This window comes from Bordetella tumbae (genome assembly GCF_054780995.1).
In genome coordinates, this window is the sequence record NZ_BAAGVG010000012.1 from 11237 (window position 1) to 36021 (window position 24785).

Annotated in this window: 11 protein-coding genes; 8 read left to right on the top strand and 3 right to left on the bottom strand. The window is 59.8% G+C overall.

All coding sequences use genetic code 11. From position 1 onward, the window contains the following. Positions 1-264: 264 nt before the first annotated feature. Positions 265-7152: a hypothetical protein gene (locus tag ACYVI2_RS10705; RefSeq protein ID WP_415820011.1), complete on the top strand. Its 6888-nt coding sequence runs from the start codon at positions 265-267 to the stop codon at positions 7150-7152. A gap of 85 nt (positions 7153-7237) precedes the next feature. On the opposite strand, the gene ACYVI2_RS10710 is transcribed toward ACYVI2_RS10705, so the two are convergent. Beyond that, positions 7238-10543, bottom strand: a complete 3306-nt coding sequence (locus ACYVI2_RS10710; protein ID WP_415820010.1) for an autotransporter outer membrane beta-barrel domain-containing protein — start codon at positions 10541-10543, stop codon at positions 7238-7240. A gap of 181 nt (positions 10544-10724) precedes the next feature. Next, complete coding sequence (locus ACYVI2_RS10715; RefSeq protein WP_460490304.1) at positions 10725-14411, bottom strand: AAA family ATPase; 3687 nt, start codon at positions 14409-14411, stop codon at positions 10725-10727. 320 nt (positions 14412-14731) lie between these two features. Here ACYVI2_RS10715 and aroG point away from each other — a divergent pair, with 320 nt between their 5' ends. The 7 genes from aroG to ACYVI2_RS10750 all read left to right on the top strand — a co-directional run bounded on the left by aroG (position 14732) and on the right by ACYVI2_RS10750 (position 23903). Next, the gene (aroG, locus tag ACYVI2_RS10720; protein WP_415820008.1) at positions 14732-15805 is read left to right on the top strand and encodes a 3-deoxy-7-phosphoheptulonate synthase AroG; all 1074 of its coding nucleotides are present in this window, start codon (positions 14732-14734) and stop codon (positions 15803-15805) included. 53 nt (positions 15806-15858) lie between these two features. Further along, entirely contained in the window at positions 15859-17268 is a 1410-nt protein-coding gene (locus tag ACYVI2_RS10725) for an FAD-binding oxidoreductase (RefSeq protein ID WP_415820007.1), read from the top strand. Positions 17269-17375: 107 nt separating this feature from the next. After that, positions 17376-18875: an FAD-linked oxidase C-terminal domain-containing protein gene (locus ACYVI2_RS10730; RefSeq protein ID WP_415820006.1), complete on the top strand. Its 1500-nt coding sequence runs from the start codon at positions 17376-17378 to the stop codon at positions 18873-18875. Between the two features lie 11 nt (positions 18876-18886). Beyond that, complete coding sequence (gene glcE, locus ACYVI2_RS10735) at positions 18887-20086, top strand: glycolate oxidase subunit GlcE (RefSeq protein WP_415820005.1); 1200 nt, start codon at positions 18887-18889, stop codon at positions 20084-20086. 6 nt (positions 20087-20092) lie between these two features. Then, positions 20093-21322, top strand: a complete 1230-nt coding sequence (glcF, locus tag ACYVI2_RS10740; protein ID WP_415820004.1) for a glycolate oxidase subunit GlcF — start codon at positions 20093-20095, stop codon at positions 21320-21322. Between the two features lie 419 nt (positions 21323-21741). Next, on the top strand, positions 21742-22878 hold the full coding sequence (gene mnmA, locus ACYVI2_RS10745; RefSeq protein WP_415820003.1) for a tRNA 2-thiouridine(34) synthase MnmA: 1137 nt from the start codon (positions 21742-21744) through the stop codon (positions 22876-22878). 200 nt (positions 22879-23078) lie between these two features. Further along, positions 23079-23903: a sulfite exporter TauE/SafE family protein gene (locus ACYVI2_RS10750; RefSeq protein ID WP_415820002.1), complete on the top strand. Its 825-nt coding sequence runs from the start codon at positions 23079-23081 to the stop codon at positions 23901-23903. Positions 23904-24066: 163 nt separating this feature from the next. Here the strand turns inward: ACYVI2_RS10750 and ACYVI2_RS10755 are convergent, their stop codons facing one another. Beyond that, positions 24067-24684, bottom strand: coding sequence for a glutathione S-transferase N-terminal domain-containing protein (locus ACYVI2_RS10755; RefSeq protein ID WP_415820001.1), 618 nt, complete (start codon positions 24682-24684; stop codon positions 24067-24069). Positions 24685-24785: the final 101 nt, after the last annotated feature.

Below are 24785 nucleotides of genomic sequence, written 5' to 3' on the forward strand. Positions count from 1 at the left end.
AACTCGCCGTTTAATTTATTTCACAGGGGTTTGATGCCATTGCGGGCTAATTAAACCGGTCTTAAACGCGGCCTTCCTAGAATCCGTTGATATTTGTAGTTTCAAAATGTCAATCAAGAATACGGACTCTCTATGAAGCACCCGCAGACTTTCGCGTATTACGGCAGTCCCCAGTCAGGTATGACCCTTCTTGGGAGCCAGTCCGCGGGGGCAAGATTTCCTCATATCCCTTTCTTGTTACGCGCAACGGTCATTGCACTGTGGATGATCCCGGCAGGCGCCTATGCGCAAACCAGCACGACGCCCGTCAAGATCGAGAAGCATGGTAGCGACGGCCGCAATGCCAGCATCTTCCGGGGGTCTACAAGTGGCGGCGATGCCGATCTCATTGTGTTTTCTCAGGGGGCGGGCGCTTCTTTGGATACGTCGACAAACATCGCGTCGATCCTGCTTGACTCGCGTGGTGGCCGAGGCGGCGAAGGCCACCATGGCGTAATCGCTGACACGACGGGTTCCATGGGCGGATTCTCGAAAGGAGTTAACGCCGATATCTCGGGCCGCATTGTCAATAGAAATGCAGGCGGGGCTGCGCATGGTGTCAGTGTCTCCGCAGCGGGCGGCGATGCGGGCTCGCGGATGAAAGGCGGCGACGGCGGTGGCAACGCTGGGTTGATGGTGGTGACGGCCAAGGGCCTCACGATCAGCACCGCCAGCAGCAGTGCCGCCGCACTCGAACTCAAGAGTCGCGGCGGTCAGGGCAATACGGCCTATCAGGCCGTGGGGATTCGTTGGTCGGGCAGCAATGGCGGCAATGGAGGCATCGTCAATCTGCGCAGCTTCAGTGGAAATATCAGTGCGGGTGGGCGAGGCATTGATATGAGTTCCAAAGGGGGCGATGGCGGTAACATCGACGGCGGTTTTATTCAGACGTCTGGCAACCATGGAGGTACCGGCGGCCAAGGCGGTTTGGTGACAGCGACGCTGACAGGGCTCTCTGGCGGCGGCGCATCAGAGATTACGACCCGTGGCGTGAACGGCCATGGGTTGAGACTGTCGAGCCAAGGCGGCGACGGTGGGCGAATCACAGGAAGCAGCTGGTCCAATGGCGCGGACGGCGGTTCGGGGGGCGCAGGGGGAAACCTGATCGCCGACTTGAACAATGTGACGATCACGACCAGTGGCACGGGAGCGCGCGGTGTTCTCGCCGAAAGCGACGGCGGCGATGGGTTCTGGGGCGGCGGCTCTGGACTGGCTCGAGGCGGCAAAGCCGGCTCGGGCGGAGACGGCGGAAAGATCGATGTGAAGTTGGGCTCGAACGTGCGCATCAACACGACCGGGGATACCGCGACTGCCGTACAAGCTGTCAGCCGAGGCGGTGGTGGCAGCAACGGCGGGGAAGGCGGGGTCTTTTATTCTCCTGGGGGCGACGGTAGCTCGGGCGGAACCGGAGGCGCGGTGTCGTTAAGCAGCGCTGCGACGATCGATACCCGAGGCAAAGATGCCTATGGTCTGTATGCGGCCAGTCTCGGAGGCGCATCGGGCAACGGCGGCAAAGGCGCAGGCATCTACGCTGTAGGTGGCCAAGGGGGTGCGAATAGCCATAGCTCGACAGTGGCGTTGCGTAATTCCGGCACGGTTTCTACCCGCGGCGAGGCCAGCCACGGGTTGTTTGCCGAGAGCATCGGTGGCGATGGCGGCGCGTATTACGGGTTGGGCCAGGCTGCTATGGGTGGAGATAGCCGTTCCAATAGCCCGAATGCCAATGGCTCGGAGGTCGTCGTTGTCAACAGCGGTAGTGTGGCGGTGCAAGGCAAGTCCGCCAAAGGCATCCTCGCGCAGAGCATCGGTGCGGGGGGCGGCAATGGGGGGAGTTCGACCGGCCTGATCAGTATCGGCGGCGATGGCCATTCCAGTGGCAACGGCAACACCGTGAACGTAGAGAACACCGGCAAGATCACGACGCAAGGCGAACAAGGCTATGCCATTCATGTTCAAAGCATAGGTGGCGGTGGCGGCAGCGGAGCAAAGTCGGAAGCCTTCGGGCTCGTCTACAACCTCAGCACCGGCGGCAAAGGTGCCGCCGCGGGAAATGGCGGGACTGCCACCATCAATCTTGGAAAAAGCAGCGATATCACCACTTCGGGCGCCGATGCCTCTGCTGTGGTCGCACAGAGTATCGGCGGCGGCGGGGGCGATGGGGGTATCGCTACCTCAGTGGGTTTTGCCAATGTGATGATCAATAGTGTGGGTGGATCGGCGGGGGCGGGAGGCCACGGCGGGCGTGTGCAGATCAATACCGATGGCGGCATTACCACCCAGGGAGCAGGCGCCGTCGGAGTCCTGGGGCAGTCCGTCGGTGGCGGCGGTGGAATCGGCGGTAATGGCACGAGCGCTGGGCTGGCGTTGGTTTCAATAGGGGTGGGTGGGGCTGGTGGCAGCTCTGGGCGTGGCGGGGAGGTGAGTTTCACCAATCGTGCGCAGATCAACACCGCTGGCAATGATTCCCACGGCGCATTACTGCAAAGCGTTGGCGGTGGCGGTGGCGCGGGGGGCAACGCGGTGGCGATTGCTATGTCGGCATATCCTCAGTACTCCGGCAGTGCCGCTGTTTCTGTAGGCGGCACAGGGGGCAGCGGTGGCCAAGGCGGTGGTGTCCAGTCAAACAATTTTTCATCTATCACGACCAAGGGTGAAGGAGCGAAAGCGCTCGTCGCGCAGAGCATAGGCGGAGGCGGCGGCACCGCTGGGACGGCGAGCGCGTTCAGTTTTTCCGCGTCATTGGGAACGACTGTGTCTCTGGCAATTGCGATCGGACGCAGCGGCGGTGATGGCGGGACGGGCGGTACCGTATCCGTCGACAACCAGGGTGTGTTGAAGACTGCCGGTGAACATGCGACGGGCCTGCTCGCTCAAAGCATCGGCGGCGGCGGAGGTGTGGGCGGGGCGGCGACATCGCGGGCAGTAGCCTACGGCGCCCAGAGTTTTTCCGGCGCTTTATCAATAGGTGGCGAGGGAGGAACAGGGGGGAACGGCGACACGGTGACGGTCAAGCAACAGGGCCGCATCGAGACCGCTAGCAATGCCGCCATCGGCGTTGCGGCACAAAGCATAGGTGGCGGTGGTGGCAATGGGGGCCTGACGCACGGCGATACGCGTGCCGACACGGTCAATCTTGCGCTTGTGTTAGGGCGCAAGGGAGGTGACGGTGGCGAGGGAGGGCGTGTCACGGTGACGCAGCTTGGCCAGGCCACGATAGAAACTCGTGGCATCGCCAGCGACGGTATCGTTGCGCAAAGCATAGGAGGCGGTGGCGGCATTGGCAGCTCGCTAGGCGATAAAAATATGCCTCCCTGGCCTGAACCCATGCCCATCCCTGGTGGAGGCGGCTACGAATACGAGGGATACAGCGGCAGCTTGACGATTGCGCTCGGCGGTGCTGGCGGAAGTGGTGGCTCGGGCAATGCCGTGACGGTGACGCAAGACGGCGGTATCACCACCCATGGCCGGCAAAGCAACGGGTTGGTGGCTCAGAGTATAGGTGGCGGTGGGGGGCGAAGCGGATCCAGCTCGTCCTCTGCGCCAGGCGGTGATTTGTCATTGTCATTGAATCTGGGCGCCAAAGCGGGCTCAGGCGGAAACGGCGGCGCCGTGAAAGTCAGTCAGAATGGCGTGATTCAGACGTTGGGTCGGGATAGCATTGGATTGCTGGCGCAAAGTATCGGCGGCGGTGGCGGCAATGCATCGAGTAGCGAGGCCGGGCAATCGGCCGGCAAGATCGGTGTCAATATCGCTATTGGTGGATCCGGCGGCAACGCGGGCCAAGGCGGAAGCGTCGAGGTCACTCAGACCGGTGAAATCTCGACAAAGAACGGCGACGTGCTGGTTGCGCAAAGCATAGGCGGTGGTGGTGGCCTCGCTGGAACAGTCAATGCGGGCCTCAGCGTAGACGGCATGGCCGACATTATTTCCGGCAACGCGCCTACGCAAGGCGGTGCATTTACGTTGGCGGTCGGTGGCCGAGGCGGCGCAGGAGGTAACGGCGAACGGGTTCGGGTCGATAACAGCGGCACGTTGCTCGCCGATGGGGCCATCCATGCCGGCGCTTTGCTGCAAAGTATAGGGGGCGGCGGCGGCATGGGGGGGATGGCGTCCTCGTCCTACGAGACTTCCACGATCGCGCCTACTAGCACGGTGCAGGTATCGATGGCGGTCGGTGGCAAAGGTGGCTCGGGCGGCAACGGCGGCGCCGTGACGTGGATGCAAAACGATACAGGCATCGTGCAAGCCAGCGGCCTGCTGGGCGATGGGGTGCGCCTGCAAAGTATCGGTGGGGGTGGCGGCGTCGCGGGAGGCGTGGCGGTAGGCGTTTCCGAGTCGCCATCGGAACAAAAGGTTCGTATCGATGCGGCGTTGATCTCCCTGAACGGCGCGTCAGGCACGGGTGGCAACGGTGGTGTGGTCAACGCAGAGAACAGCGCCGGTTCCCGCATCGTGACGCTCGGCGATGGCGGCATTGGCATGGTGATGCAAAGCATAGGTGGCGGTGGTGGGTTGTCCTATTCGGTTTATCCGCAAGGCATCCAGACCGCGACGGTCAATCTGGGTGGCGGCAAAGGCGACGGTGGCGTGGTCAGCCTGATACAAAACGGCGCCATCGATACGCAAGGCAAAGCGGCGCATGGCATCCTGGCACAAAGCATAGGTGGGGGCGGGGGCGCGTCCAGGCTGATAGGGGCTGGCAATGTGGTCACGCAATTCAACACGGCTGCTACGGCAAACGGTAATGGCGGCCAGGTCGATATCACGATAGATGACAAAGGGCGGGTGACAACGCGGGGCGCCGGTGCTTATGGCATCCTGGCGCAGAGCATAGGCGGCGGCGGGGGATACGCATGGTCCGGCGTAAACACGGCGCCCGCAGCGGGAACCATCAGTCAGTCCAAGGCCGGGACAGGCAATGGCGGCGCCGTGACGGTGCGAGTGCAGGGGGCGGTGCACACGACAGGCGAGAATGCGCCTGCTGTTTTTGCGCAAAGCATCGGAGGGGGCGGAGGCTGGGTTGATGGCGTTGCCGGCCAGGGAACGGTCGCCGGGCAGGGCAGCGGTGGTCCGGTTGCTGTCGTGGTCGATGGTTCCGTTCAAGCATCCGGTGATGATGCCTCCGGCATTTTTGCCCAGAGTCGTGGAGCGACAGCCGGCGCGATAACCATCGATGTGCGGGATGGTGGCACTGTGCTAGGCGGGTCGGGCAATGCCGCTGCGCTCGAACTCGCTGGCGGCAAAGACAACCGTGTCGATATCCGCGAGGGCGCGTCGGTGTCTGCTGCGTCCGGTATCGCGATTCGCGCACTGACAGGCGATGCGAGCACCACCGTGGAAAACCGCGGCACATTGCAAGGCTCTATCCTGTTGGAACAAAACGTTCCGGGCGTGCTGAATAATCTCGGCACCTTGCAGGCGGGTGAGCTTATCGCTTTGACGGCCGGAGATCTCCACACGACCACACCGGGCCAATTTACCAACAGAGGCATACTGGCCATCGGTAGCGGCAACGCCATGGCGGCCACTCTGCTAAAGGGCAACTATCGCCAGGAAAGCTCGGGCAGCTATGAGCCCAAGGTCGATTTCCAGCTTGGCACAGGGGATGTGCTGACGACGACGGGCTCCGCCTACTTGGACGGTAAGCTCGCTGTCGAGGGCCGCAACCATCTGCCGGGCCAAGTCGTCAACGTGCTTCAGGCACAGTCTGGGCTGACGCTGGCACAAGGTTTTTATTCACAAGGCAATGCGGTGTTCGATTATCCGATTGTGCGAGAGGGTAATAACCTGTCGGTGGGGATCAACGCGGACTTCACGCGGCATAATCACCTGCTCTCCGACGAGGAATCCGAGGTCGCTGAGTATCTCGGCCGCAAATGGGATGGGATTAAAACGCGGGTTGCTGCAAACCAAGGTGCCAGAAGCGTGATGACGCAGGCGCTCAGTGCGGATGATGCTCCTGCCGAGGAAAATACAACTCGCCTGATGCGTGGCGCGGACTTGGCTCCTGTTGCCCGGGCAAGCGCGTCTTCTGTTGTGACGACGCAAGCCGACAGTGCCTCGGCCGTCAGCGCAGCGTCGAACCATCCTGGGCAAGCCTACGCCAGCGTTTTTGATACCGTCGCGCAAGCCGACGATCCGCAAGCCTATGCAGATGTCTTAGAGGAGATCGCCAACGATGCCATCCAAGCGCCTGCCGCCATCATGCCGCTGGCTCATCGCATGTTTCTGAACCGCACGATGAACTGTCCCGATGCGGCAATGGCGATCGGCACGACAGAGGAGCGATCATGCTTGTGGGGAGACATTCAGGGCAATTGGCTGGATCGCCGAGCCGGGCCTGATGATTCGGGCTTTGACTACAACTCGGTACGCTACATGGTGGGCGGGCAGCAGTTCCTGGGTAACGGTTGGTTCGCCGGCGGAGGCGTATCCTATGAGACCGCGAACGGCAAGGCCACCAGCACCCCGCTGAGGACATCTGGGCATAGCACCAGCGGTGTGGCTTTCCTGCGCAAGATCAACGGTCCCTGGTCATACGCTGGCGCCTTGAGTGCGGGGTACGGTTCCTATGACACGCATCGCGCCGTTTCTACCATCAATGGCATCGAGCGCCCATACGCCGATTGGAATACGAGTTTTGCGGCGTTGCGCTTGCAAGCATCCTATGTTCATCAAATGGCGGACATGTATATAAAACCGACGATGGATGTGGATCTGATCTATCAACGTGTGCCGTCCTATTCGGAAAAAGGCGGTGGCGCGTTCAACTTGGCATTCGATGGCCACAGCGACGTGCGCGCGATGATCAGCCCCTCTGTCGAGTTCGGCGGCCGCTTCGAAAAGAACGACCTCGCGTTGCGGCCTTATGTCGGCTTGGGCGTGAACTGGATGCCTGGCAATGATTGGAACACCAGCGCGCGTTTAAAGATCGACAACAGTGGTGATCGTTTTCATCTGACGCAAGAGTTGCCATCGGTATTCGCCGAATACCGCCTGGGGATGGATATCGAAACTCGCGAAGGTATGGTTCTGCGCGCGGAGTGGCGTCAGCGTCTGGGTGACCGGTATAACGATCGCTCTGCCCAACTGCAGTTGGGAATGCGGTTCTAAAGCGATAAAAAAAGGCCCAATACCGTGTTGCGGTATTGGGCCTTTTTCTATGCCTGCACGATGGCAGGCGTCGCGTTACGACAAATCAGAACCGCCAGCTAGCCTGAACTGACAACCCCTGGTTGCCGTAGTTCTTTCCGAATTCACCCTGATAGGCTAGCCCGAACGCCACGTTTTGCGTTTCGCGCCAGGTGAGAGCGGTTTGCAAGAGCAGGGTGTCGCGAGCCAGCGGAACGCCAGCGACGGTAAACGAGGCTTCGTCTTGAAAACTGAGTCGGGTATCGGGCGTACGCGACCCCAACGTATGACGCCAGCCGGCTTTGCCCTCCAGACTTAATTCACGCTGCCCGGAGAATGTCCAGTTTGCATCCGCGCGCAGCCCGAGCGTGGTGAATCCCACATTCAGATGAGCGGACTTGCCATCCAATCCGATATCGCCCGATTCGCTGAATGCATCGGTATGTACCGAAGCGTAGGCCAGGCCGACAAAGGGTTCGAGCGTGACGGTACCGAGCGGTTGAGGCAGTCCTGCTTCCAGATAGGCTTGAGCAGTGCGGCCGTTGTAAGAGGCGCGGCTGCGCGGCAGTCCGTCCAGGGTTTGCCGGCGACTGTCGATATGATGCAGGCTGTATGACGCTCCGTAGCGCAACGCGACGCGATCGATATCGGTGTTGCCATAGGCAGCGAAGGTGTAGTTGTCGACGCGGGCGCTGTCGTCGCGACCTCTGCTGTCCATCGATGATGCCCCGAATCCCAGTGCTAGTCCCAGACGAGAATGCTGGCCAACGGCGGTATCGCCACCAAAGAGCATGCCTTGATACGAGTTGTCGACCCCGGCAGCATTACCGTCGCTGTCGGTATGCGAGCGCAAGGCGAGATATCTACCCCATAGGTCGACGCCGTCGGTCGCAGGGTGCTCCATCCCACGCTCAATGAGCGCGGATTGTGTCAGGCTCGACTGAGTGGCCAGGGCCGTGAGTAAAGACGGATGGCTATCGCCCGTCAAACGAGGCAAGGCGGATTGAATTGCCGAGCCGTCCGGTGCGGAAAAGTCCAATGTCGTCAAGAGCGCTTGAATTTTCGGTTGCGTCTGGTTTGCGGCGGAATAGAGGGCTGCACCCACCGCGCGGGTATTCGCGGTCTCGCCGTACTTCGAATATGCATCTCCAGCACGCGAAAGCGTCACCTCATAAGTATTCTGACTGACCTCTGTCGCTGCGGCGGTCAAGGTAGGGGACTGCAGATCCGTGGTGAGCGTGGCAAACGATCCTGTGACGGTATCAGCCTGCAGCCATTGGTTCGATGTCACATTGAACCCATTGGCATAATATCCGCGGTCCGCAGTGAAACTGAGCGTACCGTTAATATCGGCGCTTCCGTTGACGACCAGATTGCTGATCTCGCTCTTGTCATTGAACGCGAGTTGCAATTCGCCAGATGCTTTTTGTACATAAGATCCATCAACGATCATGGGCTTGCCGGGACCCAGCGGCATGACCTTGCCTTCGTTGATAAAGGCGCCGTCGTGATTGATCTGATAACGCCCAGAACCGGTCAAACTGGCACCTTGTGCCACATTGACCGCATAGAGCTCGTGATTGCCGCTCAACTGCGTGACGCCGCCGATCAGTTGCAGGGACAAGTTATTGATACCAACGATATTGCCGTCGTAGGCGAGAGAAAAGTCCGCATCGGCAATGCCGGTCGAATGCCCGCCGGTGTCCGGCTTGTATCCGAACGTCAGGCGGGTGATGCGCTGGTTATGATCTTCATCGGTCTGGTTGTATGCCGAGATGATGTCGCCGGTGATTTGCGCCTGGCCCATGACGTTGATGTCACCCACATAGGAGTTGTCCGCCATATAGATCGACGCATACGTGCCCGCCAGCCGTCCTGTCAGATCAACACGCGTGACCAGCGGACCGTTCAACTCATCGAGCAGCGGCGCATCCTGACCGGTTACTGTTGTGATATACGAACCCCGAGATTCAATATCGTCGCCGACCGCGTTATGGCCGAAATCGAAGCTCGCGGCGATTCCGTGCTCTCCTAGTGCTTCGATATCACCGCGCTGCGTCAATGTGTGATCCTTGCCATACGCAAACATGACCCCGCGCCCATAAGCGCCATTGGCGTGAACCCGGGTACCGGGCAGGACGGTCAGATGGTTTCCCTGTCCATCCACGCGAATACCGCCGCCTCCCGCGCCCGAGGATAGTAAATCTGCGCGTTGTACGATGGTGTTGTTGCTGCCGTAGACATGCAGGCCCAGCCCCTGCGTCGCCGTGTTGTAGGTGCCGGGCACATAATCTGTCCCGCTCTCATTGCGTGCGAAAAATGGATGGTCGTTCGTCAACGTCTGATTATCGCCATAGACAGAAAATCCCCAGAAATTCCTGCGATCTATCTGATAACCGATATCCTGAAGGACAGCGACTTCGGCTTCCATCAAGTTGGTGTAATTGCGATATCGTTGATGGCTCATCAGGCTGTTTTTGAACTCGAGATGAGACCAAGCGGGTGTGTCCAACACCAGGCTGTTCTGTCTGTACAACGTCAGCGGCACACCAGGCAATGCCCCGGCCAGAACCTCATTGACGTGTTTTCCCGCGAAATAAGCCTTATCGTTTCTGGCGTCGAAAATGTCTTCTGGCGTCAGCGGCCTGCCATCCGGCGTTTCGGTGTAATTCACGCATGATTCGCAGTAGACAATCTGCCCCGCCCGGGCCTTTTGGTTATTGTCGTCGTAGAGATGCTCTTCCCATGCAGACAGCTCCTCAGGCATGACGATTAATAACCTGCCACTTTCTGGGTCCACGGGGTCGTCACCGTATCCTAGCGCTGAACCAATGCCCATGGCGTGAGCGACTTCATGGATCACGACCGAGGTCATGTTGACCTTCGGGGTCAACACAATTTGAGAGGGCGTATAGGGTCCGCCGGCCCAGTTCATGGTGCCTACATTGATATAGCCGTGTGCACCGAAATCCAGGGGGCCGGAGGTTTGATTGTTAATGGCGGCATGAACATTGGTTCCAGCGCCTGCCTCGTAGGATGCCAGATAACTTAGCGCGGACGCTCCCGCTCCATCGTAGGTGCCAATATTGATGATCGCGGGATTCTGGCCGGGTACGGCTTGTATGAGTTCGGCCCAATAAGCGACAGCTGACAAGACGCGACTTTTTTTCGTATCGTCCATGTTCCAGGTCGATACAGTGGCTTCTCCCCAGTCGTCCAGCGTGTAATAGCCATCGTTGACACCAAAAATTCTGGTTTGAAATATCGGAACCCCATTGTGATCCAGGATATTTTTGACCTCTTGAGACCACGCCGTCGTTGATGCAAAAGTACCGATCAACAGTGATAGCGCGGATACTGCTTGGAGCTTCATGATTTTTATCCTCTCGTAAGCCGAACCGACTGACCCATACAGTGCAGGCACTGTATGGGTCAGTCGGTGGCCAGCCGTTTAATCGTCTGGAGAGGAATGGCAGGTTATTGCCGTGGAATTAAACCGTTGTTAAACGCGGTATTCCCGGGCGCTTCGAATGACGAATGCGCCGGGACTGTGCTCAGCGAGCCATCGCACGCCGTGGTCGGGCGCACTGGTCCTGGGTGTCCGCATCTAGTGCAAGCAACCGAGTGTTCGCCCATTGCTCATAGGGCACCAACGCCATGGTCTTGGCCTCGTCATAAGCGTGTTGCCAGCTAGCCCGTGCCCGTTCGAGATCGCCGAGACGGTGCCAGGCATCGCCTCGCAGGCAGTGGATCTCGGACCTCAGGCTGATTGAATCATGAGCGTGCCCCAACGTGTGAGCCTCGTCCAGCAGCGTCATGGCGCGCGGGATATCGCTCATCGCGATATATGCCCGAGCCAGCAGGCACAGATGGCCATCCACGGACACGGGCATGCCCTGCCGGATCGCGGGCAAGGCAGCCTCCATGGCTGCAAGCGCCTGAGGATCTTGGCGCGTCAATACCTCAGGCAACATGGCATAGCCGATGGCGATGGCTTGCCAGGGCGTGAGGGTGTCGATCCCGGTTGTATGCTGGACGATATATTGGCTTTGTTGGCGGGCGAGATCCAGTTCACCTTTCAGATAATGGATGCGCGCGCAGGATAGTCGGCAGAGCACCGATATCCAGGCCGAATCCCCGGTAGCGCTCAGCTGTATTGCGCGTTCGATGGCGGCAAAGGCGAGCGGGTACTTGCCCTGTAGTCCATAAGCCAAGGCCAATGAGGCAGGGACCAGCGCCTGGGCATTCGCGCCGAACGGCGACATCGCCGGTGTCGGTGCGTTCGCGAGCATGGTTTCCGCGTGGCTGAGCAAGGATTGAGCCTCGCGCCCCGATCCTCGCCACAAATAATATTGCGCGAGGGCGTACACGGCCCATCCCTGAATGTTCAGATCCTGGACGGTGTTGGCGGCGTGCGTCAACTGCTGCGCCAGACGCAATGCTTCTGAATGATTGCCAGAGTTTTGCGCCAGCATCCACTGGCCCCACAGCGCCACAATCATGGCACCGAGGTCTCCCGATGAGGCAGGCGTCGTCGTAGAGAGATAAGACGCCGCCGTCTCGGGGTGTGCTGGGCCGGACAGCGCGCTCGATGTCGTGCTTTTGAGCATCTGGCATTCGAACACGAACTGATCGCGCTCTGCATCCGAGGGGATCAGTTCGTTGCAGCTCAGGGCTTTGGAAATCAGCGCGTCTGCTTCATGCAGTTGGCCTGCCCTGAGCGCGGTCGTCGCGGCGTTTTTCCACGATATCGGCGCGCGAGCATCCTTGATCTGTTCCAGAAAATGCGCGATGCGTGCAGGTGGTAGCTCGGTATTCAACAAATACTGAGCGATTTCCTGGTTCAGTTGTTCATACTCTGCCGGGCTTAGCTGGCCGCGAATGATATGAGCCACCAACACGGGACAAGACCACGTATGGTTCGCATGCGCCGATACGATGCCCGACGACTGCAATACCTTTAGCCGTTGATGCAGCGTCTGCTCGCTGCAGAGCATGATGCTCGTCGCATCCACGGTCGATAGCGGGGCGTCGAATAGAGCGCACAGATACGCCAGCTTGCGCGTGCCCGCATCCAACAACGGGAGTTGCACGTACAGCCTGTCCGTCAAACTGACGGGCTGGTATTGAGCGCCGGCTACGCCGGACTTTATCCAGGCTCTTTCGTGCGAGAGAGCGGGCAGCTTCGAGCTGCCTGGTGTTTCTTGAGGAACTTTGATCGCAATATCGGTCATCAAGGCGGTCAGGTGCGAAGGGTCACCACCCCCCAGCCTGGCAATATCTGCCAGGGTGGATTTGTCCAGCTTCAGTTTGCGAGCACGCTGCGACGCGATGTCGAGGTAAGCCTTCTCATCCAATGGATCGAGCGGCAAGTCGGACGCGATGCGCGGCGAGGTCAATGTGCCGCGCCGCGTCGTCAATAACATTGAGGAGCGCCCGAGTGAAATATTGGCCATTAGCGCTAGCCATTCTTTTGTCACGGCGTCTGCCCATTGGATGTCTTCGAACACGATGAGTAATGGACGATCTGGACGCCAGGGACTCATGATCGCGCGGCTGGCAATTTCCAGCGTTTCTGGCCGGATGTTTGTCCTGTGTGCCGGCGTGTCCAGGCGAAACAGATTTGCCAGTGGCGTACACATGGCAATCGGCAGGCCGAGCGCCGTGCTCAGCATCTCGTCAGTGACAGGATCCAACGAGGCGGGTAGCCGACTCATGAGCCATAGGCGAAGGGGGTGCAAAGCGTTGGTTTGCTGGTCCTGTAAACATTGCAGCCACACCACATCGGTATCCATCTGGCTCGCGTGCCAGGCGAGATTGCTCGCCAGCAGCGATTTGCCGGCGCCCGGGACGCCGATGATCGACATGGTCTCGTTGCGAGCCTCGATATCGCAGCGGCGCAGCGTCTGCAATAGCATATTCAGTTCGGTCGCGCGCCCGACCGCTTTTTGCAATTCTGGCGCGGAAGTATTCCCTAGCAGGCGCACCATCTTGCCATTGCGCCGTGTCTCCAGGACGTCGTATTCCATCATGCGTGCGTGGGCTTGAGCTGTGAGCAGGATTTCGCTCCAGTTCCCATGCATGGCCAGCGTCAGCGCCGTTTGCGCGAGCAGATTGCCATAGTCGGGTTGACTGTCGTCGCATAGGCCGATGTCCGCGTGCACGCCCATGTGCATCGACAATACTCGGGGCAATGGCAGCTCACGCAAAGTGCGAGCCAGTGCGACAGCGCGCAGCACCGGCCGTTCCGACCGGTTGGGAAATCCAAAATAAATGATGAACTGATTGGCCCCGGCTGGTGCCACCCATCCCCCGTACAACTGGGCGTTGCGCCGAACGGCGAGGTCGACCCGGTGAAGCCACGTCAAGGCATCCGTCTGCAGCAGACTCGCCGCATTTTCCACGAGGCAGCGCAACGTCACGGTCAGCACCGCCAGTGGCCGATAATGATGCTGTCGGCCCTCGGTGTTCGGCGTCAACGACAGGGACGTCGGCGGAGGCAGCTTGGCAATCAGTGCCTGCGTGTGCTCGTCGGGTTGTGTATCGGCGCGCAGGCGCAGCATGGCCGCGTATTGATCGTAGGCCTGGCGCGCCTCGGTGTAGCGCTTATCGCGCACCAGCAGGTCAATCAGCAACTGGTGACAGCTATCTTCGCCGGGCCATCGTTGAATCCATTGACGCGCTTGCGTCAACGCATGCTGCACACGACCCTCGGCCGTCCACATCGAAACCAGCCTTTGCCTGCATTGGGCCATTCGGGTGTTCAGGCGCTGATTCCAATGTTGGAACCACTCGTCCAGCGGGCCGTCCATGCGGGAGCATAGGTCTTCTAGCAATGTGCCCCGGTACAGTGTCAGGCACATTTCATCAGTCATGGCGCTTGGGCCATCAGCAAGCAACGTGATCACATCGACCTGGAGGGACTCCGGCGCGATAGCCAAGCGATCATCTTGGCTCTGAAGCACGGTATGGTGCGATCCCAGCGCCTGACGCAATACATGTAATGCATGCCGAAAACGGGTCTTGCCTTGTGACTCTGACAGATTGGGCCACAGCATGTGCGCCAGGCGATTGCGGGAGAGGGCTTCGCCGTTGGCTAATGCAAGGATCGCCAGCAATAAGCGTGGCTTATCGTAGGTCAGTTGACTGGCTCGGCTCTCGCGATCAACAAATAGATCAAAATGATTTAACAGTTGCAGCTGTATGGGGCGCGGGAGCAAAGCGGCGAATGAGTTAGGCAAAATTTCATATGGATACTCCATGTCACCGATAATACATAAAAGACTATATTTCGTCACAGTATGTTGTTTTTTTATTAATTACTGATTGACCCCCATGGAATGGCCATCACGAATGGACGTTTTTTCGTTCTTGTGCTAGAGTTTCTGCCTATGAAATTCGCGTCCCCCGCCTTTTACTTTTATTTTTATGGTTTTCTGAAGCCGCTGGCGGAGGAAGGGACGCACTTGGACTAAAGTCCGCACAAAATTCCCTAAAAAACCGCCAGCGTCGCTGGCGGTTTTTTTTGCCGCCAGCCTGGTGGGTCACCCAGGAGTCTCTCGTGTCACACAATACCGACGATCTTCGCATCCGCGAAATCAAAGAACTGAATCCGCCCTCGCACGTCATGCGCGAGTTTTCCTGCACCCAGCAGGCCTCCGAAACGGTATTCGCCGCGCGCCAGGCGATGCATCGCATTCTGCATGGCATGGATGACCGTCTGATCGTGGTCATCGGCCCGTGTTCGATCCACGACACCAAGGCTGCACTCGAATACGCTCAGCGCCTGAAGCCCGTGCGCGATCGCTTGCGTGGCGAGCTGGAAATCGTGATGCGTGTGTATTTCGAGAAACCACGCACGACGGTGGGCTGGAAAGGCTTGATCAACGACCCGGGGCTGGACGGCAGTTTCGATATCAATCGCGGTATTCGCGTGGCCCGTGAGTTGTTGCTGGACATCAATAGCCAAGGCCTGCCGGCCGGCTGCGAGTTTCTGGATATGATCACGCCGCAGTACATCGCCGACCTGGTGTCCTGGGGCGCCATCGGGGCGCGCACGACCGAAAGCCAAGTTCACCGAGAGCTGGCTTCCGGCCTGTCGTGTCCGGTCGGCTTCAAGAACGGCACAGACGGCAATGTGAAGATCGCCGTGGACGCGATCAAGGCTGCCTCGCAGCCTCACCATTTCCTGTCGGTGACCAAAGGCGGGCATTCGGCCATCGTCTCGACGGCCGGCAACGAGGACTGCCACGTTATCCTGCGCGGCGGCAAGGCGCCTAATTACGATGCAGCCAGTGTCTCGGCAGCCTGCGAGGATATGGCGAAATCCGGTCTAGCGCAGCGCGTGATGATCGATGCCAGCCATGCCAACAGCAGCAAAAAACCGGAAAACCAACCCTTGGTCGTGGATGATGTCGCGCGGCAGCTCGAAGCAGGCGATACGCGTATTGTCGGCTTGATGATCGAAAGCCATCTGGTCGCAGGCCGCCAGGATATGGTGCCCGGCGAACCGCTGGTGTACGGCCAGAGTATCACCGACGGTTGCATCGATTGGGATGCTTCGGTGGCGGTATTGGAGCGGCTCGCTGGGGCGGTGAAAGCCCGGCGGCTGGCCGCGGCTGTTGTGGGGAAGTGAGGCTGCGCAGGGCGTAGAATAGGTTTTTTTACTTTCTACGCCGTTTGCCTGCCATGAACGCTCCTGCCCATACTGAATCTTTGCGCCGACCTGTTCCCGCCGCCTGTCTGGATGCGCTGCGTGAGCGGTTTGCGGATCGCCTGTCTGTCGCCGAGGCCGTGCGCGAGCATCACGGCCGCGATGAGTCACCGTATCCGCCCATGCTGCCCGATGCGGTGGTCTTTGCGCAAAGTACTGAAGAGGTCGCTGCAGTGGCGCGCTTGTGCAACGAACACCGCGTGCCGCTGATTCCCTACGGTGCAGGATCGTCGATCGAAGGGCATTTGCTGGCGATCCAGGGCGGTATCAGTCTTGATCTGTCGCAGATGAATCAGTTGCTGGTGGTCAATGCCGAAGACTTGACCGCGACGGTGCAGGCCGGCGTGACGCGCAAGCAACTGAACGAAGAGATCCGCGATACCGGTTTGTTTTTCCCGATCGATCCGGGCGCAGATGCCAGCCTGGGCGGGATGGCGGCTACGCGAGCCTCGGGTACGAATGCGGTGCGTTACGGCACGATGCGCGAAAACGTGGTGTCGTTGACAGTGGTGACGGCCGATGGCCGTATCGTGCGCACCGCGAGCCGCGCCCGCAAATCGTCGGCGGGCTACGATCTGACCCGCGTCTTTGTCGGCAGCGAGGGAACACTGGGCATCATTACCGAAGTCACGGTGCGCCTGTATCCGCAGCCCGAGGCGGTGTCCGCCGCGATCTGCAATTTCCCGTCGTTGAACGACGCGGTGCAAAGCGTGATCGAAATCATCCAGATGGGTGTGCCGGTGGCACGTGTCGAGTTCATGGACGAGGCCGCCGTGCGTTCGGTCAATCTGCACAGCAAACTGACGTTGCGCGAGACACCGTTGCTGGTGTTCGAGTTCCACGGCAGCCCGGCGGGTGTACAAGAGCAAGCCGAGATCGTGCAAGGCATTACGGCCGATCATGGCGGCATGGATTTCGAATGGGCCGAGCGTCCCGAGGACCGCAGCCGACTGTGGGCGGCACGGCACGCTGCTTATTTTGCCGGCCTGCAGCTGCGGCCGGGATGCCGTGCGAGCACGACCGATGTGTGCGTGCCTATTTCGCGTTTGGCGGATTGCGTGCGCGAGACAGTCGAGGAACTGGATCGTGCCAGCTTTCCTTACACGATCGTCGGCCACGTCGGAGACGGTAATTTTCACGTGCTGATGTTGCTGGATCCCGACAACGAGGCGCAATGGCGCGAGTCGGAAACGATTAATCACAATTTGGTCAGGCGTGCGATTGCAGCCGATGGCACGTGCACCGGCGAGCATGGAATCGGTCTGCACAAGATGCAATTCATGGCAGAAGAGCATGGCGAAGACGCCCTGGCGCTGATGCGTAGCCTGAAACACGCCTTCGATCCCAATAACATCCTCAATCCCGGCAAAATCATCAACTGGTAAGACGCGACGCCGCGGTTCGCTGAACTGCCGGTCTGGACAAGGATGATGTGGCGGATGCGGGTAAATCCGCTCTGCCACGATTGATAGCGACACGCTATTGTTTAGAAATGAACTCATTGGTTGAGCCCAATTTGCGTCACACCGAGCAATCGTTTTCCGCGAGTCCGGTTCTGGATGCGCTGCACAGTGTCTTGCCCACGCATTGCATCCTGCATCGCGAGGAGGACACTCGTCCTTACGAATGCGATGGCTTGTCCCTCTATCGGGCCTTGCCGCCTATCGTGGTGTTGCCCGAGACCGAAGAGCAAGTCATCGCCGTCATGCGAGTCTGCAAACGGTTGAGTGTTCCTATCGTGGCCCGAGGCGCAGGAACAGGTCTATCGGGCGGCGCCATGCCGCACGCACAAGGTGTGCTGCTGGGGTTGGCGAAATTCAACCGTATCCGGCGAGTCGATCCCGTCAGTGCCACGGCGGTGGTCGAGCCTGGTGTACGCAACCTGGCGATATCCGAGGCTGCGGCGCCCCACGGCCTGTATTACGCACCTGACCCCTCCAGCCAGATCGCCTGTTCCATCGGTGGCAATGTGGCGGAAAACTCCGGCGGCGTGCACTGCCTGAAGTACGGTCTCACGGTTCACAATGTATTGCGAGTGCGTGTAGTCACCGTAGACGGTGAGGTGGTCGAGTTGGGATCCGAGGCGCCAGATGCGCCGGGTCTGGATCTATTGGCCTTGTTCATCGGTTCCGAAGGCATGCTGGGTGTGGTGACGGAAATCACCGTTAAACTCATTCCGAAACCCGCGTGCGCCCAGGTGGTCATGGCCAGTTTTTCCAGTGTCGAGACCGCCGGGCAGGCCGTGACCGACGTGATTGCGGCTGGCATCATCCCTGCTGGCCTGGAAATGATGGACCGCCGCGCCGTGCAAATGGTCGAGCCTTTTGTGAAAGCCGGCTATGACATGGCGGCCCAAGCCATTCTGCTGTGCGAGTCCGACGGCACGGTCGAAGAGGTCGCGCATGAGGTCGAGCGCATGGAGGCCATCTTTGGCCAGGCCGGCGCGACGCGTTTGCAAGTCTCGCGCGATGAGGCCGAGCGTTTGTTGTTCTGGGCCGGACGCAAGAATGCCTTTCCTGCAGCAGGGCGTATTTCGCCTGACTACTATTGCATGGACGGCACGATCCCTCGCCGTCATCTGGCGCGTGTGCTGGGTGCGATCGAGCAGATGGAGGACGAGTTCGAGCTGCGCTGCGCGAATGTCTTTCATGCGGGCGACGGCAATCTGCATCCGCTGATCTTGTTTGATTCAAATAAGCCTGACGAGGTCGAGCGGGCAGAAAAATTTGGCGCGGCAATTCTCGAATTGTGCGTGCAAGTAGGAGGCACCCTGACTGGGGAACACGGGGTGGGTATGGAGAAGATAAATCAAATGTGCGTGCAATTTTCGCGTGATGAGCTGGAGGCATTCCTGGCTGTCAAGCGGGCGTTTGATCCGCCCGGTCTGTTAAACCCTGAAAAAGTCATTCCGACCCTCGCACGCTGCGCCGAATACGGCAAGATGCATGTGCATGGCGGGGAGCTGCGCTTTCCTGATCTCTCGCGTTTTTAGGCTCGTCGAGTATGGAATTCGTTCTGTCGGAGCTGTGTGATCAGGTCATGACCGCGCACGCCGGTCACAAGCCGTTATTCGTCCGTGGCGGCGGCAGCAAATCGTTTTACGGCAACCACCGTCCGGTGACACCGCAAGACGGGCACTGCCTGTTGGATATGACCGCCTACAACGGCATCATCAATTATCAGCCCTCTGAGCTCGTCGTGACGGTGCGTGCAGGCACGCCGCTGGCCATGCTCGAGGCCGAACTGGCCGAACAAGGCCAGATGCTGGCGTTCGAGCCGCCACATTTCAGCGCTTCGGCTACGGTCGGCGGATGCGTGGCGGCCGGCTTGGCCGGGCCGCGCCGCATGACCGCAGGCAGCGTGCGCGACTTTGTGCTGGGCGCGCGCCTACTGGATTCGCAGGGCCGTCTCTTGTCATTTGGCGGAGAGGTCATGAAAAACGTGGCGGGCTACGACGTATCGCGCCTGCTCGCGGGATCGTTGGGCATCTTTGGGGCGATCATCGACGTTTCTCTCAAGGTCCTGCCCAAACCCTTCGAAGAATGCAGCCTGCGATTCGAGGCGACGCAGCAAGAGGCGCTGACGTACTTTGCGCAATGGCGCAGCCAACCATTGGCGATCTCGGCGACGAGCTGGAGTCCCGCTGATGGATACGACGCTGGCGCTGCACAGGCGGATCATGGCGCCAACGCGGCCATTGGCGCTGACGCTGCGAGTATGGCCAACGCTGCCGGCAACGCCAACCCCGCAGGCTATGTCACCGTGCGGCTGTCCGGGGCGCCGCCTGCCATCCGTGCCGCCAAGGCAAGCATAGGCGGTGATGAGTTGGACGCTGAGCAAGCCCATCTGTGGTGGACGTCTTTGCGCGAACAGGTGCATCCGTTTTTCAAACAAGATCGACCGTTGTGGCGTGTCGCATTGCCGCCGACCACACCGGCGCAAGACTTTGGTGTGCCGACCTTGGTAGAGTGGGGCGGTGGCCAGCGCTGGCTGAGCGGCAACCTCGATGCGCAGGCGGTCCGGGCGAGGGCAGAGCAGTTGGGCGGGCATGCCACCTTGTTCCGATCTGCCGGCAGCGCGATTCCGGCCGATGGGGTCTTTCATCCTCTATCGTCCGGTGTCGCCGCCATTACACGGCGATTGAAACAAGAGCTGGATCCTGCGGGATTATTCAATCCTGGCCGAATGGTGTTGGAGCTATAGCGCAGTATGCAGACCAATTTAGCTTCCTGGGTGCGAGACACTAACGAGGGCCGCGAAGCCGACGCTATTCTGCGTCGTTGCGTGCACTGCGGGTTTTGCACGGCGACGTGTCCGACTTATCAGGTGTTGGGCGACGAGCTCGACAGTCCGCGCGGGCGTATTTATTTGATCAAGCAGGTCCTGGAGGGCGCCGAGCCCACGCAAGCCACGCAACAGCATCTGGACCGTTGCCTGACATGCCGCAACTGCGAAACCACGTGCCCGTCGGGCGTGGAATATGGGCATTTGATTGATATCGGTCGCCACTTGGTAGATCAGAAGGTCAGCCGGTCTTGGTCTGATCGTATGCGCCGTCTGTTGTTGCGCAAAGGCATTAATTCGTCGTTGTTCGGCCCTGCGATGCGTTTGGGGCAGGCGCTGCGTCATGTGTTGCCGGACGCGCTCAAGCGCAAAGTTCCCGTGCGTCGTGATCCCGGGGCATTGCCAACTGTGGCGCAGCATACGCGCCAGGTGCTGATGCTGACGGGCTGTGTGCAGCCCTCCATGATGCCGACCATCGACGCTGCCACGATCCGAGTGCTCGATGCGATCGGCATTGGTGCACGATTGGCTCCTGGCGCAGGATGTTGTGGCGCCGTGAATTTTCACCTCGATGCGCAAGCGGATGCACTCGATCAGATGCGCGCCAATATCGATGCATGGTGGCCCCTGATCGAAGCAGGCAACGTTGAGGCGATTGTGATGAATGCGTCTGGCTGTGGCGCGATGGTGAAGGAATACGCGCACCATCTACGCCATGATGCTAATTACGCCAGTCGTGCGGAACGCATTGTTTCTTTAGTCAAGGACGTCGCGGAAATCGTTGCGCCTCATGCTGAGGTGCTGCGTGCCCGGTTGGCGCCGGGTGGGCGTGCGGCGTTTCATCCCCCATGTACTTTGCAGCATTGGCAAGGGTTGCGTCCGTTGAGTGAAAGGCTGCTTCGTGACTTGGGTTTTGAGTTGCAGCCGTTTGCGGATACGCATCTGTGCTGCGGGTCGGCGGGGGCGTATTCGGTGTTGAATCCGGAGATGGCGTTGACGTTACGGGATCGGAAGCTCGCGGCGATTTCACAGGCGGAGCCGTCGGTGATTGTTTCGTCGAATATTGGGTGTGTGTCGCATCTGCAGAGTGGGACGGATGTGCCGGTGCGGCATTGGATTGAAGTGGTGGATGAGAGGTTGATGGCGCGCGGGTGAACCCGTCTTTGCGTGTAGGGTATGGTGGCATGCGTAATGCTCGGTTCTATAAGCGCCGCGTGTTGGCGGGCAAATGCCATGCCGGCCCTGTCGCCCGGTCTGGCCGCCTGCGCGGCCAGACTCCCCTTCACCTGCCTCGCCAGGCGGGGCGGCTGGGCAAACTCGCTCCGCTGCGCTCCACTCAGACATGCCCAGCCGACTGCCCCCCGCCTGACAAGGCAGGTTCGGCGGGCTCTACGGGCCGGCATGGCATTTGCCCGCCAACACGCGGCTCACGTTGTCTCCAAGTTACGGGTGCTTTTTTAGTGGCAATGAACATCAGGGGCCGCCCGAGGCCGTTACTGAAACAAAAACACCCTGCCACCTGCATGGGAATACAAACAAGGGGATCCAGCAAGACGCGATAAAATCCCGCCATCATGTCTTTAACTCCCCATTCTCCCTCCGGCAAAGGCCGCGTCGTCGTCGGCATGTCCGGCGGCGTTGACTCTTCGGTAACCGCTTGGCTGCTCAAGCAGCAGGGTTACGAGGTCATCGGCCTGTTCATGAAAAACTGGGAAGACGACGACGATTCCGAGTACTGCTCGACCCGCCAGGATCTGCTGGACGCAGCCAGTGTGGCCGACCTGGTCGGCGTGGATTTCGAATACGTCAATTTCGCTGCCGAATACAAAGACCGCGTCTTTGCCGAGTTTTTGCGTGAATACTCCGCAGGGCGTACGCCAAATCCCGACGTCTTGTGTAACGCCGAGATCAAATTCAAAGCGTTCCTCGATCATGCCATGACGCTGGGCGCCGACCACATTGCGACTGGACATTACGCGCGGGTGCGTGCCGTCGAGGGTCAGAGCGGCCCCGAATACCAGTTGCTCAAGGCGCTGGATGGCACCAAGGACCAAAGCTATTTCCTGCATCGCCTGAATCAGGCGCAACTGTCGCGCACGCTGTTTCCCTTGGGCGAGATTCATAAAACCGAGGTCCGGCGCATTGCGCACGAAATTGGTTTGCACAATGCGGCCAAGAAAGATTCCACTGGTATTTGTTTTATCGGTGAACGGCCGTTCCGCGAGTTTTTGAATCGCTATTTGCCGACCGAACCGGGGGATATCCTGACGCCAGAGGGCAAGCGAGTCGGGCGTCACCACGGCCTGTCGTTTTATACCCTGGGCCAACGCAAGGGCCTGGGCGTAGGCGGTGTCAAGGGCAGCCAGCGCGACGACGGTACGGCAGACGCCTGGTATGTCGCCCGCAAGGACCTGGCGCGCAATGTGTTGTACGTCGTACAGGGGCATGATCACCCGTGGCTCTTGTCTGATCGGTTGCAGGCGCTGGACGCCAGTTGGATCGCGGGCCGGCCGCCTGAGGCAAAGGATTACGGCGCCAAAACGCGCTATCGGCAGCCCGATGCGGCCAGTCATGTGGTGTCGGCGGATCTGAGCGCATTCGAGTTGTCGTTCAGCCAACCGCAATGGGCAGTGACGCCGGGGCAATCGGCCGTGTTGTATGACGGGGATGTATGCCTGGGTGGAGGGATCATCGCGTCATCGGAGGCGTAATGTCTTAGAGGGGCGTGTTGCGCGCGCCCTGATTGCATGATGCGGGGATTGTTCGATGCGTTTCCTCGGGTAATACCGCGATGCGCCTCAAGCGCGTCAAGATGATTTGAGCTGCCGTCCGGAGGGGACGGCGTTGTTACCTGAGTCATGGCATATGCCACGATGGTCTCAGGTGTGTCGTTAACGAAGAGGAGGTCGAAGTGGATGTCAATGTCGTGCTAGTGGTGTGCTTGCTGGCGTTGGGGGCGGTTGCCGGGTTTGCGGCAGGATTGCTGGGCATCGGCGGCGGAATGTTGCTGGTGCCGTTCCTGACGATGTTGTTTGCCTGGAATGGCATGCAACCAGACTTGATCGTGCATGCCGCGATTGCCACGTCGATGACCTCGATTCTGTTCACTTCGCTATCGAGTGTCCGGGCGCATCAGCGCAAGGGCACCATCCAATGGAAGATCGTCCTCGCCATGGCGCCCGGTATCATCGTGGGCGGCCTGTTGTCGGGCGGTGCCGCATTTGCCGCGATCAGCACGGCCTGGCTGTCGCTGTTTTTCGCCTTGTTTGTGAGTTACTCGGGCTGGAACATGCTGCGTAACTCCAAGCCCAAGCCTTCGCGTCAGATGCCTGGCATCGTCGGCACCTCTGCCGCGGGCGTGGGAATAGGCTTCATATCCGGCCTGGTGGGGGCAGGGGGCGGCTTTCTGTCCGTGCCTTTCATGGTGTGGTGTAACGTCGCCCTGCATGCGGCGGTGTCCACGTCGGCTGCCTTGGGTTTTCCGATTGCGCTGGCCAATAGTGCGGGCTATATCATCTCGGGCTTGGGTCAGAGCATCTCGCAGCCGGGCATGCTGGGCTATATCTACTGGCCCGGTTTGCTGGCGCTGGTGGCCACCAGCGTATTGACGGCCCCAGCGGGTGCCCGTATGGCGCACCAACTGCCGGTCAGCACGTTGAAGCGGGTTTTTGCCTGCCTGTTGTTCGCCCTGTCAGCCTACATGTTGTTCAAGGCTGTGCAGGCTTTCAGTCACTGAGCTGCGAGCGGCGCGCGGGCTGTTTTATCCCAGACCGTCCCGCGCAGATAATCACGTTCCCGCAAAGGTAGTTCACACCCTGCGGTGTTGACGGAACGCTATAAGAAAAACGCCCCGAAGGCCGGACTCGAAATCCGGGCTTCGGGGCGTTTTTTCGGCTTTTTCAGGCTGCAGGAGGCGGCGGGACGCTATCGATAAACGATTGGCGTGCCGAGAGTTTTTCGTAATGGCGTGCCAGGTTGGCGTGGCTCTCGCGCCAGTTCAGATGAGAAAACCGCAAGTCCAGATAGCCGAGGGCGCAGCCCACGGCGATATCCGCCAGGCTGTAATTGACGCCCATGCAGTGAGGCTGCTCGCCCAGGCTTTCGTCCATGGCGTGCAGGGCGGCGTCGATTTTGCCGTATTGGCGTTCGATCCAGTCCGCGCTGCGCAGCGCCTCGGGGCGCTGGTTTTCGCGGACGATCAGGATGCCGGCATCCAGCAGGCCATCGGCGATGGCTTCCCAGCATTTCACTGCCGCGCGGTCGCGGCCGGATTGAGGAATCAGCCGCGCCACAGGCGAGAGCGTGTCCACGTACTCGACGATCACGCGCGAATCAAACAGCGCGCCGCCGTCTTCCATGACGAGGCAGGGCACTTTCCCTAGCGGGTTGTAGGTTTGGATTTGCGTGTCGGGTGACCAGACATTTTCGAGTTCGAGCTGGTAATCCAGCTTTTTCTCGGCCATGACGACTCGCACTTTGCGAACGTAGGGGCTAGTGAGTGAACCGATTAGTTTCATGGGGGCCACAGGCGAAGTCGGAAAGCGGGCGAAGTATAGCAGGGCAGACCCCGTAAAAATGCAAAGATCGCCCTGCGTGACCTTTTTACCGCATGATGACT

Coding starts and splice junctions, on each gene's coding strand:
- ACYVI2_RS10705 (WP_415820011.1), top strand. CDS start 265: ATGATCCCGGCAGGCGCCTATGCGCAAACCAGCACGACGCCCGTCAAG.
- ACYVI2_RS10710 (WP_415820010.1), bottom strand. CDS start 10,543: ATGAAGCTCCAAGCAGTATCCGCGCTATCACTGTTGATCGGTACTTTT.
- ACYVI2_RS10725 (WP_415820007.1), top strand. CDS start 15,859: ATGAACGCTCCTGCCCATACTGAATCTTTGCGCCGACCTGTTCCCGCC.
- ACYVI2_RS10730 (WP_415820006.1), top strand. CDS start 17,376: ATGAACTCATTGGTTGAGCCCAATTTGCGTCACACCGAGCAATCGTTT.
- glcE (WP_415820005.1), top strand. CDS start 18,887: ATGGAATTCGTTCTGTCGGAGCTGTGTGATCAGGTCATGACCGCGCAC.
- glcF (WP_415820004.1), top strand. CDS start 20,093: ATGCAGACCAATTTAGCTTCCTGGGTGCGAGACACTAACGAGGGCCGC.
- mnmA (WP_415820003.1), top strand. CDS start 21,742: ATGTCTTTAACTCCCCATTCTCCCTCCGGCAAAGGCCGCGTCGTCGTC.
- ACYVI2_RS10755 (WP_415820001.1), bottom strand. CDS start 24,684: ATGAAACTAATCGGTTCACTCACTAGCCCCTACGTTCGCAAAGTGCGA.